At 67.5% G+C, this 15,304-nt stretch carries 14 protein-coding genes; 6 read left to right on the forward strand and 8 right to left on the reverse strand.

All coding sequences use genetic code 11. From position 1 onward, the window contains the following. Nucleotides 1-27 precede the first annotated feature (27 nt). The 3 genes from OZ671_RS00430 to uraH form a co-directional block, all read right to left on the reverse strand. A complete protein-coding gene (locus OZ671_RS00430) occupies nucleotides 28-1,320 on the reverse strand; it encodes an O-antigen ligase family protein (protein WP_268858865.1) in 1,293 nt (430 codons plus the stop codon). A gap of 229 nt (nucleotides 1,321-1,549) precedes the next feature. Beyond that, nucleotides 1,550-2,968: an allantoinase PuuE gene (puuE, locus tag OZ671_RS00435; protein WP_268858866.1), complete on the reverse strand. Its 1,419-nt coding sequence runs from the start codon at nucleotides 2,966-2,968 to the stop codon at nucleotides 1,550-1,552. Nucleotides 2,969-3,011: 43 nt separating this feature from the next. Then, a complete protein-coding gene (gene uraH / locus OZ671_RS00440; protein WP_038310369.1) occupies nucleotides 3,012-3,365 on the reverse strand; it encodes a hydroxyisourate hydrolase in 354 nt (117 codons plus the stop codon). A 188-nt stretch (nucleotides 3,366-3,553) separates the two neighbouring features. On the opposite strand from uraH, the gene OZ671_RS00445 reads away from it, so the two are divergent. After that, the gene (locus tag OZ671_RS00445; RefSeq protein WP_268858867.1) at nucleotides 3,554-4,960 is read left to right on the forward strand and encodes a nucleobase:cation symporter-2 family protein; all 1,407 of its coding nucleotides are present in this window, start codon (nucleotides 3,554-3,556) and stop codon (nucleotides 4,958-4,960) included. A gap of 87 nt (nucleotides 4,961-5,047) precedes the next feature. Here OZ671_RS00445 and OZ671_RS00450 read toward each other — a convergent pair whose 3' ends face one another. Continuing rightward, a complete protein-coding gene (locus OZ671_RS00450) occupies nucleotides 5,048-5,980 on the reverse strand; it encodes a LysR family transcriptional regulator (RefSeq protein ID WP_268858868.1) in 933 nt (310 codons plus the stop codon). Nucleotides 5,981-6,105: 125 nt separating this feature from the next. Between OZ671_RS00450 and OZ671_RS00455 the strand changes: the two genes are divergently transcribed. The 5 genes from OZ671_RS00455 to OZ671_RS00475 all read left to right on the forward strand — a co-directional run bounded on the left by OZ671_RS00455 (nucleotide 6,106) and on the right by OZ671_RS00475 (nucleotide 10,751). After that, the gene (locus OZ671_RS00455) at nucleotides 6,106-7,326 is read left to right on the forward strand and encodes a urate hydroxylase PuuD (RefSeq protein WP_268858869.1); all 1,221 of its coding nucleotides are present in this window, start codon (nucleotides 6,106-6,108) and stop codon (nucleotides 7,324-7,326) included. A gap of 19 nt (nucleotides 7,327-7,345) precedes the next feature. Continuing rightward, the gene (locus OZ671_RS00460; protein WP_268858870.1) at nucleotides 7,346-8,605 is read left to right on the forward strand and encodes an allantoate amidohydrolase; all 1,260 of its coding nucleotides are present in this window, start codon (nucleotides 7,346-7,348) and stop codon (nucleotides 8,603-8,605) included. Between the two features lie 11 nt (nucleotides 8,606-8,616). Continuing rightward, nucleotides 8,617-9,846 carry an ArgE/DapE family deacylase gene (locus tag OZ671_RS00465; RefSeq protein ID WP_268858871.1) on the forward strand — a complete coding sequence of 410 codons (1,230 nt, stop codon included), beginning with the start codon at nucleotides 8,617-8,619 and terminating at the stop codon, nucleotides 9,844-9,846. A gap of 92 nt (nucleotides 9,847-9,938) precedes the next feature. Continuing rightward, nucleotides 9,939-10,331 carry a fluoride efflux transporter CrcB gene (gene crcB / locus OZ671_RS00470; RefSeq protein ID WP_328286327.1) on the forward strand — a complete coding sequence of 131 codons (393 nt, stop codon included), beginning with the start codon at nucleotides 9,939-9,941 and terminating at the stop codon, nucleotides 10,329-10,331. Between the two features lie 3 nt (nucleotides 10,332-10,334). Next, complete coding sequence (locus tag OZ671_RS00475; protein ID WP_268858873.1) at nucleotides 10,335-10,751, forward strand: CrcB family protein; 417 nt, start codon at nucleotides 10,335-10,337, stop codon at nucleotides 10,749-10,751. A gap of 8 nt (nucleotides 10,752-10,759) precedes the next feature. Here OZ671_RS00475 and OZ671_RS00480 read toward each other — a convergent pair whose 3' ends face one another. The 4 genes from OZ671_RS00480 to OZ671_RS00495 all read right to left on the reverse strand — a co-directional run bounded on the left by OZ671_RS00480 (nucleotide 10,760) and on the right by OZ671_RS00495 (nucleotide 15,176). Beyond that, nucleotides 10,760-11,230 (reverse strand): hypothetical protein, encoded by a 471-nt coding sequence (locus tag OZ671_RS00480; RefSeq protein WP_268858874.1) that lies wholly within the window; start codon nucleotides 11,228-11,230, stop codon nucleotides 10,760-10,762. Nucleotides 11,231-11,459: 229 nt separating this feature from the next. Continuing rightward, the gene (locus OZ671_RS00485; RefSeq protein ID WP_268858875.1) at nucleotides 11,460-12,263 is read right to left on the reverse strand and encodes an SDR family NAD(P)-dependent oxidoreductase; all 804 of its coding nucleotides are present in this window, start codon (nucleotides 12,261-12,263) and stop codon (nucleotides 11,460-11,462) included. After that, on the reverse strand, nucleotides 12,260-14,143 hold the full coding sequence (locus OZ671_RS00490; RefSeq protein ID WP_268858876.1) for a TRAP transporter large permease: 1,884 nt from the start codon (nucleotides 14,141-14,143) through the stop codon (nucleotides 12,260-12,262). The genes OZ671_RS00485 and OZ671_RS00490 overlap by 4 nt, the downstream gene beginning before the upstream one ends. A 4-nt stretch (nucleotides 14,144-14,147) precedes the next feature. Continuing rightward, complete coding sequence (locus OZ671_RS00495) at nucleotides 14,148-15,176, reverse strand: TRAP transporter substrate-binding protein (RefSeq protein WP_268858877.1); 1,029 nt, start codon at nucleotides 15,174-15,176, stop codon at nucleotides 14,148-14,150. Between the last annotated feature and the right edge of the window lie 128 nt (nucleotides 15,177-15,304).

Consider the following 15,304-nt stretch of genomic DNA (forward strand, 5'->3'; position numbering starts at 1 on the left):
GGCTTGGAGCCGCGCGCGGCCCGGCCTTCAGTCCTCGCGCAGCCGGGCGAAGGCCTGCAGGCGCAGCCCGAAGATCGACACCAGCAGCATGAACCAGACGGCGTCGCCGGTGGCGAAGAAGATGCTTTCGAGGCAGGCGGTGAACAGCACGAACAGCCAGATGCGCGTGAACAGCACGGTCAGCGCCGGGCGGTTGCCGCGCTGCTCGGCCTTGTCGATATAGCGCAGCGGCAGGAGCACGAGGAACAGCATTGCCAGCACGAAGCCGGGAATTCCGACCGTCAGCAGCAGGTCGAGATAGCCGTTGTGGGCGTCATTGGCCATGGTTGCCCAGGTGTCTTCCTCGCGGAACCCGTGCAGCAGCGCCTCGCTGCGCCAGAACGACTGATAGCCATAGCCGGTGACGGGCCGTGCCATGATCGATTCGACCGCGAGCTGCCAGAGGTCGGTGCGGGCGGTGAAGGTCGGGTCGATGCCGAGCGATTTGACGATGCCGCTGATCTGCTCCGAAAGCGCCGAGCCGATGGTGAAAGTGTTGATGGTGGCGATGCCGCCGATCACCAGGGCCGGGCGCAGGAACGCGACCTTCTGCAGCAGAAAGGCGACCAGCATCACCGCAGGCACCATGCCGACCGAGGTCTTGCTGCCGGTATTGACGAGGAAGATCAGCGACAGGACGAGAATGAGGATGCCGGCGACGGCCGACCATGTGCGGTAGACGAAGAAGCCGCAGAACATGGAGATGACCATGGCCGAGCCGGCGGCGTTCTTGTGGTTGAACAGCCCGCGCCAGTCGCCGTCCAGCATCGGCTCGACGGCATCGGTCGCCTGGTGGATGGCCAGGCGCGGCATGAAGATCGCGCCGAAATAGCAAAGGCCCAGCACGATGAAGAGGCCGATGCCGAGCAGCTTGCCGAAGTGACGTTCCGAGCGCGGCAGGGTGAGGAAGATGCTGGCCGCGACGACCACGATGGTGGCCATGGCGAGCCGCCGCAGCGCAAAAAGCGGATCCGGGGTCGGCAGCGAAACCAGGACGTACCAGCCGAGCAGGCCCGCCAGGACCAGCCGCGGCTGCAGCACCATGGCCGTATTGGGCTGGCGATAGGCGAAGGCGACGAGCGAAACGATCAGGGCGATCGCGGCGACCTGGTTGAGCAGGTTGGAGCCCGCCGAGGCAGCCGAATTCTCGTTCCCGGCGCTCAGATCCGGAAACGGGGTCAGCGACACCCAGAAATAGAGGAAGGTGGCCAGGAACAGGACCGCCGCGATCAGACGATCGTTGGCCGTCTTCCTGTCTTCCTCGATCGCAACGGAGCTCATCGAGCGCAATACCATCAAAGGAATGGCCATCTCTAGTGCCACCGATGCGGCACGTAAAGCGCGAAGCCCGCTGACAGGCCCCATGCCGGCCCCACCACAGGTGCATGACGGGGATGGGTGCCAGTGTCGGAGAAGTTTGCTGCAATTCGATATCAGGCAGTCCGCAGGCGCCGCATTCGATGGGCGCGGGCACCCGGTGCCCGCCGCGATCCGCGTCGGCCCGGCCGGCTCAGCCGAGCCGGTCGGTGAGCCGCAGCAGCGCGATCTTCTTGATCTCGGCGAGCGCGGTTTCGAATTCCTGGTCCGGCTGATTGCCGATCCGCCGCTCGAAGGCGCTGAGGATCGCGTCCTTGGTCGCGCCTTTCACGGCCATGATGAAGGGGAAGCCGAACCGGGCCTTGTAGGCATCGTTCAGCGCGGTGAACCGGGCGAATTCGTCCGGGCTCAGCCGGTCGAGACCGGCGCCGGCCTGCTCGCTGGTCGAATCGGTGGTCAATTGCCTGGCCATGGCGAGCCGACCGGCGAGATCGGGATGGGCGCGGATGAGCGCGAGCTTCTCGTCCCGGCTCATGGCGTCGAGCACCGGCACCAAGGCGCCGTGCAGGCCCGCCGCCGTGTCGTGGGCCGCGGTCAGCCCGGCCCGGTGGGCGCGCTCGGCGATCGCCGGCGTATGCTCGAAGACATCGCCGTAGCGCTCGACAAAGATCGGCCGGGTCATGGTGCTCGGCTTGCCGCCGGCGGGATAGTGGCGCTGCACCCAGTGGCGGGCAATGTCGATGCGCCGGGCGACCCAGACCTTGTCCTGGTCCTGGACGTAGTCGAGGAACCGGGCGAGCGCGGCAAGCCGCCCCGGGCGCCCGACGATCCGGCAATGCAGGCCGACGGAGAGCATTTTGGGAGAGCCTGCCTTGCCCTCGGCATAAAGCACGTCGAAGGCGTCCTTCAGGTAGTTGAAGAACTGGTCGCCGGCATTGAAGCCCTGCGCGGCGGCGAAGCGCATGTCGTTCGAATCGAGGGTGTAGGGCACGATCAGATGCGGGCCGTGCGGTCCCTCGACCCAGTAGGGCAGGTCGTCGGCATAGGAATCGGCCGAATAGAGGAAGCCGCCCTCGGCCATGACCAGGTCGAGCGTGTTCTCCGACGTGCGGCCGGTATACCAGCCGAGCGGCCGTGTGCCGCAGAGCTCGGCGTGGATGCGCAGCGCCTCGGCGATCTGCGCCCGCTCCTCCTCGATTGGCATGGCGCGATGGTCGATCCATTTCAGTCCGTGGCTCGCGATCTCCCAATCCGCCTCCAGCATGGCGGCGACGGCCTCCGGATTGCGCTGCATGGCGGTGGCGACGCCATAGACCGTCACCGGCAGACGCCGTCCGGTGAACAGGCGCCAGAGCCGCCAGAAGCCGGCGCGCGAGCCGTATTCGTAGATCGACTCCATGCTCGGATGGCGCTGGCCGGGCCAGGGCGGGGCACCGATCATTTCCGAGAGAAATGCTTCCGACGCCGGGTCGCCGTGCAGGATGTTGTTCTCGCCGCCTTCCTCGTAATTGATGACGAACTGGACGGCGATCCGCGCGCCGCCGGGCCAGGCGGCGTCGGGCGGGGTGCGGCCGTAGCCGATCATGTCGCGCGGATAGCCTGGTGTCTGCATGGGGGGCCTCGGGTGTCGTCGGTCGGTCGATCGCGGCGCCGGGTCAGCTGCCGCGATAGGTCTGGTAGCTCCAGGGTGTCACGAGAAGCGGCACATGGTAATGCGCCGCGCTGTCGCCGACCGTGAAGCGGATCGGCACCTCGGTCAGGAAGGCCGGCTCGCCGCGCGCCGCGCCCGTTGTCCGGAAATAGGCCTCGACCTGGAAGGTCAGCTCGTAGGTGCCGGCGATAAGGGCCTCGCCGGTAAGCAGCGGTTCGTCGGTCCGCCCGTCGGCATTGGTGACGACACGCTTGACCAGGGTGCGCCCGCCGGCGCCGAGGCGCTCGAGGGTGATCTCCATGCCGGCGGCGGGCCGCCCGGCGACGGTGTCGAGCACATGGGTGGAGAGCCGTCCCATCATTTCCTCCGCTTCGTTCCCAGGCCTTGAGTTAGCCTGACCTGGGTCTCGGTATTTTCATGCAGATTTTGAAAATCTTACCAATTTTGAGATCATTGCCGAAGGTTGGATGGAGACCTTGAATAGCCTGACGCGTGCCGTCTCAAGACCGGAAAATCGGCTGGCACGATCAGGGGAGGAAACGGACGATGACCGATCGGGTTCATCCTGTCGACGAGGTGCTGCCGACGCCCAAACTGTTTGCGCTCGGCCTTCAACATGTTCTCGTGATGTATGCCGGCGCGATTGCCGTGCCGCTGATCATCGGCCGTGCGCTCGGCATGTCGCCCGAGCAGGTCGCGCTCCTGATCAGCGCCGACCTGTTTGCTTGCGGCGTGGTCACGCTGATCCAGTCCTTCGGCATGCCCGGCGTCGGCATCCGCCTGCCGGTCATGATGGGCGTCACCTTTGCGTCCGTCGCCCCGATGCTCGCCATCGGCCGCGACCCCAGCCTCGGCATAACCGGCATTTTCGGCGCGATCATCGCCTCCGGCCTGTTCGCATTGCTGGTCGCCCCCTTCATCAGCCGCATGCTGCGCTTCTTCCCGCCGGTGGTCACCGGCACCATCATCCTGGTGATCGGCGTCTCGCTGATGCGTGTCGGCATCGGCTGGGCGGCCGGCGGTCCGTCCTTCATCAACCAGATGATCGACGGCAAGTTGCGCATCATCGACAATCCGAATCCCGGCTACGGCGCCCTCGACAGTCTCGGCCTCGCCCTGTTCGTGCTCTGCGTGGTGCTGGCGCTGACCAAATACGGCAAGGGCTTCGTCCAGAACATCGCCGTGCTGCTCGGCATCATCGTCGGCTGCGCCGCGGCCTATGCCATCGGCAAGATGAATTTCGACGTGGTCGGGCGCGCCCACTGGTTCGGTTTCATCTATCCCTTCCAGTTCGGTCTGCCGAAATTCGAGCCCATATCGATCATCACCATGTGCCTGGTCATGATCGTCGTCATGATCGAGTCGACGGGCATGTTCCTGGCGATCGGCGACATGACCGGTCGCAAGATCTCGCAGGATGATCTGACCAAGGGCCTGCGCGCCGACGGTCTCGGCACCATGATCGGCGGCCTGTTCAACACCTTCCCCTATACGTCCTTCTCGCAGAATGTCGGGCTGGTCGGCGTCACCGGCGTGCGCTCGCGGTTCGTCACGGCGGCAGGCGGTCTCATCCTGCTCGCCATGGGGCTGGTGCCGAAATTCGGCGCCCTTGCCGAGGCGATCCCCTCCGCCGTGCTCGGCGGCGCCGGCATCGTCATGTTCGGCATGGTCGCCGCCACCGGCGTGCGCATCCTGACCGCGGTCGACTTCCGTACCAACCGCAACAATCTCTACATCGTCGCGGTCTCTGTCGGCCTCGGCATGATCCCGCTGGTCGCGCCGAACTTCTTCCGCAACATGCCGCACAGCCTGCATCCGCTGCTCGAGTCGGGCATTCTGCTCGCGGCCATCTCGGCGGTTGTCCTCAACATGTATTTCAACGGCTTCAAGTCGGCGGCCGAGGCCGAGGCCGAAGTGCGCAGCGGCGCGGCGCTGGCCGACGCCGCGCACTGACGGACCCTTATCGGGGGGCGTCCGCCCGGGTGGTCCTTCAACGGGACTGCCCGGGCGACGTGAATCTGGAAAGCCCGGCTGCCGCGGCTAGTGCTCCAGCCGCTTGCCGAGCTTGGCCAGCGCGGCCGCGACATGGGTGCGGCCGGCCTCCAGGAGCAGGTCGGAAAAGGCCTTGTGCCCCGGTGGCGGCAGCTGGCGTGAGGGGTAGATGATGGCGAGCGTCGTCGGCTGCGGCACGACGTCGGGCAGCACGTGCACGAGGGTGCCGGCCGAAAGCTGCTCGGCCACCTCGAAGACCGGCTTCATCACGATGCCGGCGCCCGCGAGCGCCCATTGGGTCAGCACGTCGCCGTCGTCGCAGTCAATCGCGCCGCTGACGGCGAGGGTGCGCGTCTCGCCGCCCTGGCGCAGGGTCAGGCGGAACTGCTGCGAGCCGGGAAAGCGCAGCAGCAGGCACTGGTGGTCGAACAGGTCCTCCGACGTCTTCGGAGCACCATGTGCCGCGAGATAGGCGGGCGAAGCGCAGAGGATGCGCTCGATGGTCGCGACCTTGCGCACGATGAAGCTGGAATCGGAGAGGTCGGCCATGCGCAGCGCAATGTCGATGCCTTCGCCGATCAGGTCGAGCAGGTGCTCGGCGAGCCTCAGGCGAATGTCGATATTGGGCTGAGCCGCCCGGAAGCTGGTGACGACCGGCGCCACCAGCCTGCGGCCGAGGCCGAGCGGGGCGGTGATCTTCAGCGAGCCGCGCGGCGCGCCGCCTTCCAGCGCGACGCTCGCCTCGGCGCGCTCGACCGCATCGAGCACGTCGACGACACGGTCGAAGAACGACCGACCCACCGAGGTGAGCTGGATCTTGCGGGTCGTGCGGTTGAACAGCCGGCAGCCGAGGCGCTGCTCGAGAGCCAGGATGCGGCTCGAGACGACCGCGGCCGACATGCGCAAGTCGCGGCCTGCAGCCGAAAAACTGCCCTTTTCGACAGCGCGGGCGAAGATCCTGGCATCCTCGATGAAGCCCATGGCGTCAGTCCGGCTGGCGGTGTTCGATTTTCAAAATTGCCACGAAAATATCACTGCTTTTTCCGTGTTCAAGGGTAATGCTTGCCTGGACTAGGCTGCCCGGAATATCGGGGAGGACAGCCATCGTGGATCCGATCATCGCCGAATGGGGCAGCCTGCTGCTGCGCTGGGTGCATGTGGTCACGGCCATCGCCTGGATCGGCTCGTCGTTCTATTTCATGCACCTCGACGCCTCGCTGAAAGCCATTCCGGAGATCCGGCCGGGCAAGGGCGGCGCCTGTTGGGAGGTGCATGGCGGCGGCTTCTACGAAGTGCGCAAATATCTGGAGGCGCCGGCGCATCTGCCGTCCGAGATGATCTGGCACAAGTGGCAATCCTATTCGACCTGGATCTCCGGCTTCTTCCTGCTCGTCTGGATCTACTATGCCGGGGCCTCGACCCATCTCGTCGATCCGCAGGTGATGGACCTGTCGCGTCCGGCGGCGGCCGCGATCGGCCTCGGCGGCCTTGCCCTGGGCTGGCTCGTCTATGACGGGCTCTGCCGCTCGCCGCTGGTCAAGCATGAAGTCTGGCTGGCGGTGGTCGTTTTCGCCTTCATCGTGCTGATGGCCTACCTGTTCCAGCAGGTCTTTTCCGGCCGCGGCGCGCTGCTGCATACCGGCGCGATGATGGCCACGATGATGTCGGGCAACGTCTTCCTCAACATCATCCCGAACCAGCGCAAGACCATCGCCGCGCTGCTCGCCGGCGGCGAGGCCAATCCCGACTACGGCAAGCAGGCCAAGGCCCGTTCGACGCACAACAACTACCTGACCCTGCCGGTCGTGTTCCTGATGCTGTCGAACCACTATCCGCTGACCTATTCCTCGCCGTTCGCCTTCGTCATCGTGGCGCTGATCCTGGTGGCGGGCGCGGTCATCAGGCACTTCTACAATGTCAGCCATGCCGGCAAGGGCCAGCCCTGGTGGTGCTGGGCGGTGGCGGCGATCTGCATCCTCTGGGCAGCCTGGATCAGCATGGCCGCTTCGCCCGCCGGCCGCGAGCGGCTCGGGCTCGCGCCGCTCGGCGAGGTCCGGCACGCGTCCGGCACGCCGCGCGCGCCGGCGGCGGTCGCCGACATCGTCATCGGCCGCTGCAGCATGTGCCACGCAAACCAGCCGGTCTGGGACGGCATCGGCGTCGCGCCGAAAGGCGTCGTACTCGACAGCCCCGAGGCCATCGAGCGCCAGCGCGAAGCGATCCGGCTCTATGCCGTGCTGAGCCATGCCATGCCGCCCCAGAACGTCACCGGCATGACCGCCGACGAGCGGCGCGTCGTGGCCGAGTGGTCCGGTCCGCGGCCGTGACACCAGGGAGGCCATGGCGATGACGGCTCACGATCTCGGGCACGGCGCGGCGCCGCGCGGCATATTCGGTGCGGCGATCATGGCGCGGCTCGACGCGCTCGCCGCCGTGACCGATGAGCCGGGCGTGCTCACCCGGCTCTATCTCAGTCCGGCCCATCGCCACGCCGTCGAACTCGTCGCCGGCTGGATGACCGAGGCCGGCATGCAGGTCGCGCTCGACGGGATCGGCAGCCTGATCGGCCGCTACGAGGCCGATGTGCCGGATGCGCCGGTCCTGATCATCGGCTCGCATATCGACACGGTGCGCAATGCCGGCCGGTTCGACGGCAATCTCGGTGTCGTCACCGGCCTCGAGGTGATCCGCGCCTTGCACCGGCGTGGCCGGCGCTACCCCTTCGCCATCGAGCTTGCCGCTTTCGGCGACGAGGAGGGCGTGCGGTTCACCAGCACGCTCGGCGGCTCGCGGGCCATGGCCGGCCGCTTCGAACCCGCCGTGCTCGACGAGTGCGACGGCGACGGCGTCAGCCGCCGCGAGGCGCTCGCCGCCTTCGGCTGCGATGCCGCCGCGATCGCTGCGATCGCCCGCGATCCGGCCAGGACCCTCGGTTATGTCGAGGTGCATATCGAGCAGGGGCCGGTGCTGGAGGCACGGGACCTTGCGGTCGGCGTCGTCACCGCCATCAGCGGCGCCTCGCGCGGCACGATCACGCTGACCGGCAGGGCTGGCCATGCCGGCACGACGCCGATGGACCTGCGCGCCGATGCGCTCGCCGCCGCCGCCGAGATCATCCTGCTGATCGAGCGTCGGGCCCGGTCGACCCCCGGCCTCGTCGCGACCGTCGGCCAGATCGAGACGCCTGGCGGCGCCGTCAACACGGTTCCCGGCAGGGTGCGGCTGACGCTCGACCTCAGGAGTTCGTCCGACGCTGACCGGCGGGCCGCGCTGTCGGCCATTGCGGACGAGGCCGAGGCCGCCGCGGCGGCGCGCGGTATCGGCTGCGCCATCGCCATGACTTACGAGGCCCTGGCCGCGCCTTGCGACGCCCGACTGTCCGCGGGGCTTGCGGCGGCCGCCGAGCGCCAGGGCTGCGCCACCATCGCGCTGGCCAGCGGTGCCGGCCACGACGCCATGGCGTTCCGGGGCATCCTGCCTTTCGCCATGCTGTTCGTGCGCTGCCGCGGCGGCCTCAGCCACCATCCGGACGAATATGCCGCGCCCGGCGACATCGACGCCGCCGCGCGGGTGCTCGCCGACTTCCTCGATCATCTCGACACCTGAAGGACCTTCCCATGACGTCACCAAGGTCATCCCGGCTGGGCGCGCTCGTGACGGAGCGTTTCGCCGACGAGGTCGCCTTCCTTGCCGCGCTCGTCAGGCAGCCCTCGGACAATCCCGCCGGCGACTGCGCGCCGCATGCGGCGGTAGCAGCCAGAGAGCTCGAACGGCTGGGTTTCACGGTCGAACGCCACGCCGTGCCGGACACGCTGGTCAAGCAGCACGGCATGATCTCGGTCACCAATCTCATCGTCCGCCACCGTTTCGGTGACGGCCCGGTCATTGCGCTCAACGCCCATGGCGATGTCGTGCCCCCGGGCGAGGGTTGGACCCAGGATCCCTACGGCGCGGCGATCGTCGACGGCTGGATGTATGGTCGCGGCGTCGCGGTGTCGAAGTCCGACTTCGCGACCTATGCCTTCGCGCTCGATGCCTTGAAGCGGTCTGGCCTGCCGCTCAAGGGCACGGTCGAGCTGCACCTGACCTATGACGAGGAGGCCGGAGGCGAGGTCGGCCCCGGCTGGCTTCTCTCCGAGGGCATTTCCAGACCGGACATGGCGCTCTCGGCCGGCTTCAGCTACGCGGTCGTGGAGGCGCATAATGGCTGCCTCCATCTCGAGGTGGTGGTCGAGGGCAAGTCGGCGCATGCGGCGATCCCCGCGACCGGCATCGACGCGCTGGAAGCAGCGACGCCGATCCTCGCCGCGCTCTATGGCGAACGGGCCGCCTTGCAGCGCAGCGCCTCCGCCATGCCCGGCACCGGCAGCCCGCAGATCACGGTCGGGCTGATCCAGGGCGGCATCAACACCAATGTCGTGCCGGACCGGATCTCCTTCCGGCTCGACCGGCGCATGATCCCGGAGGAAAATCCCGCCACCGTCGAGGCGGACCTGCGCGCGCTCATCGCCCGGGCGGCCGGCAGCCACTCCAAGGCCCGCGTCTTCGTGCGGCGCATCCTGCTCGCCGAGCCGTTGCGGCCGACGCCGGAGGCCAAGCGCATGGCCGCGCTCATTGCCGGCCATGCGAGCGAGGTCTTCGGCGAAGCCGTCGGGACGACCGGGGTGCCGCTCTATACCGATGCGCGGCTCTATGCGGCGCGCGGTGTTCCGGTCGTGCTTTACGGCGCGGGCCCGAAATCGATCGAGGAAGCGAATGCGCATCGTGCCGACGAGCGGCTGCGCCTGAGCGATCTTGAAAAGGCGACGACGGTCATCGCGCTGACGCTCGCCGACCTCCTGGCCTGAGCGCCGGCGGGCCGGCAGGGCCTCGCCTGCCGGCCTTGCGCCGGCCTCGGGACTCGGCGCATCTGAGCCGGCGAGCGGGATGCGCGATGGCTCTGACCCTTCAGGCTTCACTTCTGGTACTCGCCGGCGGCTGCGCCGGCGGTCTGGCCCGCATCGCCCTCGCGACGGCGGTCGGCCAGCGCTGGGGCCTGGCCTTTCCGTGGGGCACGCTGGCGGTCAATGTCAGCGGCGCCTTCGCCATTGGCGTGCTGGCCGGTCTCGCGCGGTCCAAGGGCGGCATCTTCGACAGCGACGCGTTCCGGGCGTTCGTCTTCACCGGCCTGCTTGGCGGCTATACCACCGTTTCCTCCTTCGCCCTGCAGACGCTTGATCTCGGACTGGCGGGCGAGCGGTCGCGCGCGCTGTTCAACGTCATCCTGTCGGCCGGCCTGTCGCTGGCGGCGGTTGCGGGCGGCTACGGTCTCGCCGCCAGCGGGCTCGGTTGATTCATGGCGGGCGGCGGGCCGGGCCTGAAGGTCTGTGCGGCGGTCGGCTGCGGTGCCGCGCTCGGCTCGCTGCTGCGTTTCCTGGCGGGAACCGTGGCGGTGGCGACCCCGCATCTCGGACCGCTCGCCGGCACGGCCGTCGTCAACCTGCTCGGCTGCTTCGTCATCGCCGCCTTTGCCGGCCTCACCGGTCCAGGAGGGCGCCTGCCCGTGGGCTTGGTCGGCCGCCAGTTCGTGATGGCCGGCTTTTGCGGGGGGCTGACCACCTTCTCCTCGCTCAGCCTCGAAACCTTCCTGCTGTTCCTGGAGACCGGTTCCGTTTCGGCCTTCGCCTATCTGGCCGGTGTGATCGCGGGGTCGCTGGGGGCGGCCTGGCTCGGCTATGCCTGCGCCGAAATGATCAACCGCCAGCCCGGCTGAATGCGCCGCTACCGGAAGCGGCGCCCGTTCCAGATCAGGATGCGGCAGGCGCCGATCGCGCCTGTACAGGACAGGGCGACGGCCGGGCGGCCGCCGACGAGCCTGAGCTCGATATCGTCGATATGGCCGCTATAGACGAGGCGATAGCCCGCCCGCGTCGCGGCATAGACCTGGTGCAGGCAGCCCGAACTGGTGCAGATTGCGCTGCGGTCGCTGCAGCCGAACAGATCGAAATGCAGGGCGACGAAATCGGGATGGGCGCCGGGCGTTGTCAGGTAGCGGGCGAAGCCATGCTGTGCGCGGGCCGGCTCGCAGCCCGGATATTGGCGTGCGACGCTGGCCCTGATGTCGCGCGGCAGGTCCGTGATGTGATCGCTGGCCCAGGGGTTCTCCCGGCCGAGGCCGCGCGCCATGGCGCCGCCGGACATGAGCGGCAGCAGGGCCAGGAGCGCAAGAAGGAACCTGCCGGAGCGAGCCATGGACGGTACGATAGCACAACCGCCTGTGGCCGGCGAGCCGCTGCGGTTCCGCGCGCGCCGATTGATCCAAGCCCGCGGCCCCGGCGCAGGACGCGCTTGTTCTTCATGCGGAATCGGGACATGAGCCGCGCGTTCCGCGCGGCTCGACAGGACCTGTGAAGTGAACGGCAAGATGCTGAGAGATTTTGGCTTTCTGCAAAGTCCTGAATCGGTCTCGCAGCCGTGCCGGTCACATCGGCGAGGGCACCGCGCAGCTCTGGCCACCATCGACGGGCAGGTTCACGCCGGTGATGAAACTCGCCTCGTCCGAAGCGAGGAACAGGGCGGCATTGGCGACGTCGAAAGCGGTGCCCATATGGCCGAGCGGCACAGCTCGGCCACGGGCGGCCACCATCTCCTCGGCGCTCGCATACTGGCTGGAGATCTGCTTGTAGATGAGTGGCGTGTCGATGAGCCCGGGCACCACGCAATTGGCGCGGATGCCGTGCGGGGCATATTGCAGGGCGAGCGCGACGGTCGCCTGGTTCACCGCCGCCTTGGCGGTGTAGTAGGCAAAATAGGGATAGCCGGTCCAGCGCAGCGCGGCGAGCGAGGAGATGTTGATGATGACGCCGCTCTTCTGCGCGATGAAATGCGGCAGCACCGCCTTGGCGGTGCGGTAGACCGAGCCGATATTGATATCGAGATTGCGCTGGAAGGCCTCTTCGTCGAGCTCGACCGGGCCGCCATGCAGCACGACGCCGACATTGTTGTGCAGGATGTCGATCCGGCCGAAGCGGCCGATCGCGGTGGCGACCGCCGCCTCGACTGCGGCAAGGTCGGTCGTGTCGGCGACCGCGGCGATGGCTTCGCCGCCTTCGCCGCAGATGAGCGTGGCCGTCTCCTCGGCGGCCGCCTCGATCATGTCGACGCAGACGAGCCTCGCGCCGGCGCGCGCATAGGTGACGGCGGCGGCCTTGCCGTTGCCCCAGCCGGGGCCGGACGAGCCGGCCCCGAAGACGATGGCGACACGATCTTTCAGGCGCATGGTCATGCTTTCAGGAAGCCGATGGAGAACCACGGCACGGCCGCCACGACGATGAGGCCGATGAGGAGCGCGAGCATGTAGGCCCAGATCGGCCGCATGCCCTCGTCCGGATTGACCTTGCCGATAGCGCAGGCGGTGTAATAGCCGACGCCGAAGGGCGGGGCGAACAGCCCGAGGCCCATGGCGAGCACCACGACCATGGCATAGTGCACCTCGTGGATGCCGACGAGCTTGGCGATCGGGAACAGCAGCGGCCCGAACAGCACGATGGCAGGAATGCCTTCGAGCACGCTGCCGAGCACGATGAAGGCCACGATCGACACGGCCATGAAGCCGATGGCGCCGCCCGGCAGATGCGTCATGATCTCGACCAGCGTGCGCGAGAAGCCGGACTGGGTGAGGCCCCAGGCCATGGCCGAAGCGGCGCCGATGATGATCAGGATCGCGCCCGACAGCGCGGCGGTGTCGACGAGGATGGTGCCGAGCCGCGACCAGTCGAACTGGCGATAGACGAGCAGGCCGACGATCAGGGAATAGACGATGCCGATGGTCGAGACTTCCGTCGCCGTCGAAACGCCTTCGACCACCGCCGCGCGGATCAGGAAGGGAAGGGCCAGCGCCGGCAGGGCGATGACGAAGCTCTTCATGATCTCGGCCGCCGGCGCGCGCTTGACCTGGCTGAGGTCGTCGTTGCGGTAGCGGCGCGCCACGACGAAGCAGAGGCCGATGGCAAGCACCAGGCCAGGCACCAGGCCGCCGGTGAACAGGGCCGCGATCGAGACGCCGGTAACCGAGCCGATGGTGATCAGCACGATGCTCGGCGGAATGGTCTCGGTCTGGGCACCGGTCGCCGAGAGCAGGGCGACGAGGTCGCCGGGCTTGGCGCCGCGCGCCTTCATTTCCGGGAACAGCGCCGGCGCGACGGCGGCCATGTCGGCCGCCTTCGAGCCGGAGATGCCCGACACCAGATACATGGCGCCGATCAGCACATAGGAGAGGCCGCCGCGGACGTGGCCGAGGAGGCTCGCCAGGAAGCGCACCATCGCCTTGGCCATGCCGGCCATTTCGATCAGCAGGCCGAGAAAGACGAAAAGCGGCACGGCGAGCAGGATGAGATGGCTCATGCCCTCGTCCATGCGGCCGACCATGACCATGGTCGGCACCCGCGTCGTCAGCGCGAGATAGCCGAAGGTGGCGAGCGCGAAGGAGAAGACGATCGGCACGCCCGCAAAGACGGAGGTGCCGACGACACCGACGAAGAAGATGATCAGGTTGTAGTTGCCGAGCGTCTTCAGCGTCGGGCCGATCATCCAGAAGCCGGCAATGACTGCGCCGACCAGCACCAGCGCCATGGCGGCATGGGCAAGGCTTGTGCGGGTGGCCAGGCGGATCAGCGAGAAGATGACCATGAGGCCGATGCCGATCGGAAAGGCGCTGGCGCGCCAAGCCGCGGAAATCTCCATGGCGGGGGTGACGATGAAGCTTTCCTCCAGGGCCCATTCGAAGGCGGGCTCCGCAATCAGCAGGAGGAAGCCGAGGCCGGCGACGACGCCGAGCGCGTCGAAGAAGCCGCGGCTCTTGGGCCCGAGCCGCGCGACGAGCGCGGTCATGCGCATATGTTCGCCGCGCCTCAGCGCGATCACCGCGCCGAGCATGGCGAGCCAGAGGAACAAGGTCGAGGCGAGTTCGTCTGACCAGATCAGCGGTGCGTGGAAGACGTAGCGGGCGACGATGCCGGAAAACAGCACGACGACTTCCGCCAGCACCAGGATGGCAGCAGGGATCTCGACGATGAGACCCAGCACCCGGTCGGCCGTCGCCAACCAGGACCGGGCGGCCGGTGCCGCCGGATCGGCGGGCACCGCAAATTCGGAAGCCGTGTGCATGGCGTCAGCCGAGCGAGCCGACCGAGCCTTCGAGCATTGCCCAGGCGGCGTCGCCGAACTTGCCCTTCCATTCGGTATAGAAGCCGGCAGCCTTCAGCTTCTCGCGGAACGGCGCCGGATCGACCGTGTTGAACTTCATGCCCTTGCCGGTCAGTTCGGTCTGCACGGTGTCGTTGAGCTTGGCGATGTCGGCGCGCTGCAGGAGCGCGGCGGCATTGATGTGCTTGGCGACGATGCCCCGGATGTTCTCCGGCAGCGCTTCCCAGTTGCGCCGGTTGGCCAGGAACCAGAAGCCGTCCCACATGTGGTTGGTGAGCGAGCAGAAGCTCTGGACTTCATAGAGCTTGGCAGTCGAGACGATGGCGAGCGGGTTCTCCTGGCCGTCGACCACCTTGGACTGGAGGGCGCTGTAGACCTCGTTGAAGTTGATCGAGGTCGGCGCCGAGCCGAAGGCCTTGTACATCGAGGTCCAGAGCGGCGAGGGCGGGACGCGGATCTTCAGATTGGCGAGGTCGGCCGGCGTGACGATCGGCTTGTTCGACGTGGTGGTCTGGCGGAAACCATTGTCCCAGGGCCTGTCGAAGGCAATGATCGAGCGCGATTTGGCGATCTCGGCGCGGACATACTCGCCGAGCTTGCCGTCCATGGTCTTCCAGACGGTGTCGTAGTCCTTGAAGGCGAAGCCGACGCCGTTGATCGAGGCTGCCGGCACGAAGGTCGACAGGATCAGGCCGGACAGGGTGAAGAAGTCGACCGCGCCCGAACGGATCTGGCCGAGCGTATCGGTGTCGGAGCCGAGCTGGCTGGAGGGATAGATCTGCAGCTCGAAGCGGCCGCCGGTCTCTTCCTTGATCTTCGCCGCAGCTTCCTGCGCCCGCGTATTGGTCGGGTGGTTGATCGGCATGTTGTTGGCGAACTTGTAGGTGAACTCGGCCGCCCGCGCCTTGCCGATGGCAAAGGTCGAGACGGCGAGGGCACCTGTGCCCGCCGCGAAGCTGCGCCGCGAGATCTTGCTCCAAGAAGCCTTGGTCATCGTCTTCATCCTCCCAGGATGTCGGCGGCGCCTTTGACCGAGACGCCGCATCGTTGAAACCAGCCTGATGACGAAGGGCCGAGGCATTGCCGCCGTCAACCCCGTTCATGCGCCTGTCAGGCAGCGAT

Source organism: Phreatobacter sp. AB_2022a (assembly GCF_026847585.1).
Classification (GTDB): Bacteria; Pseudomonadota; Alphaproteobacteria; order Rhizobiales; family Phreatobacteraceae; genus Phreatobacter.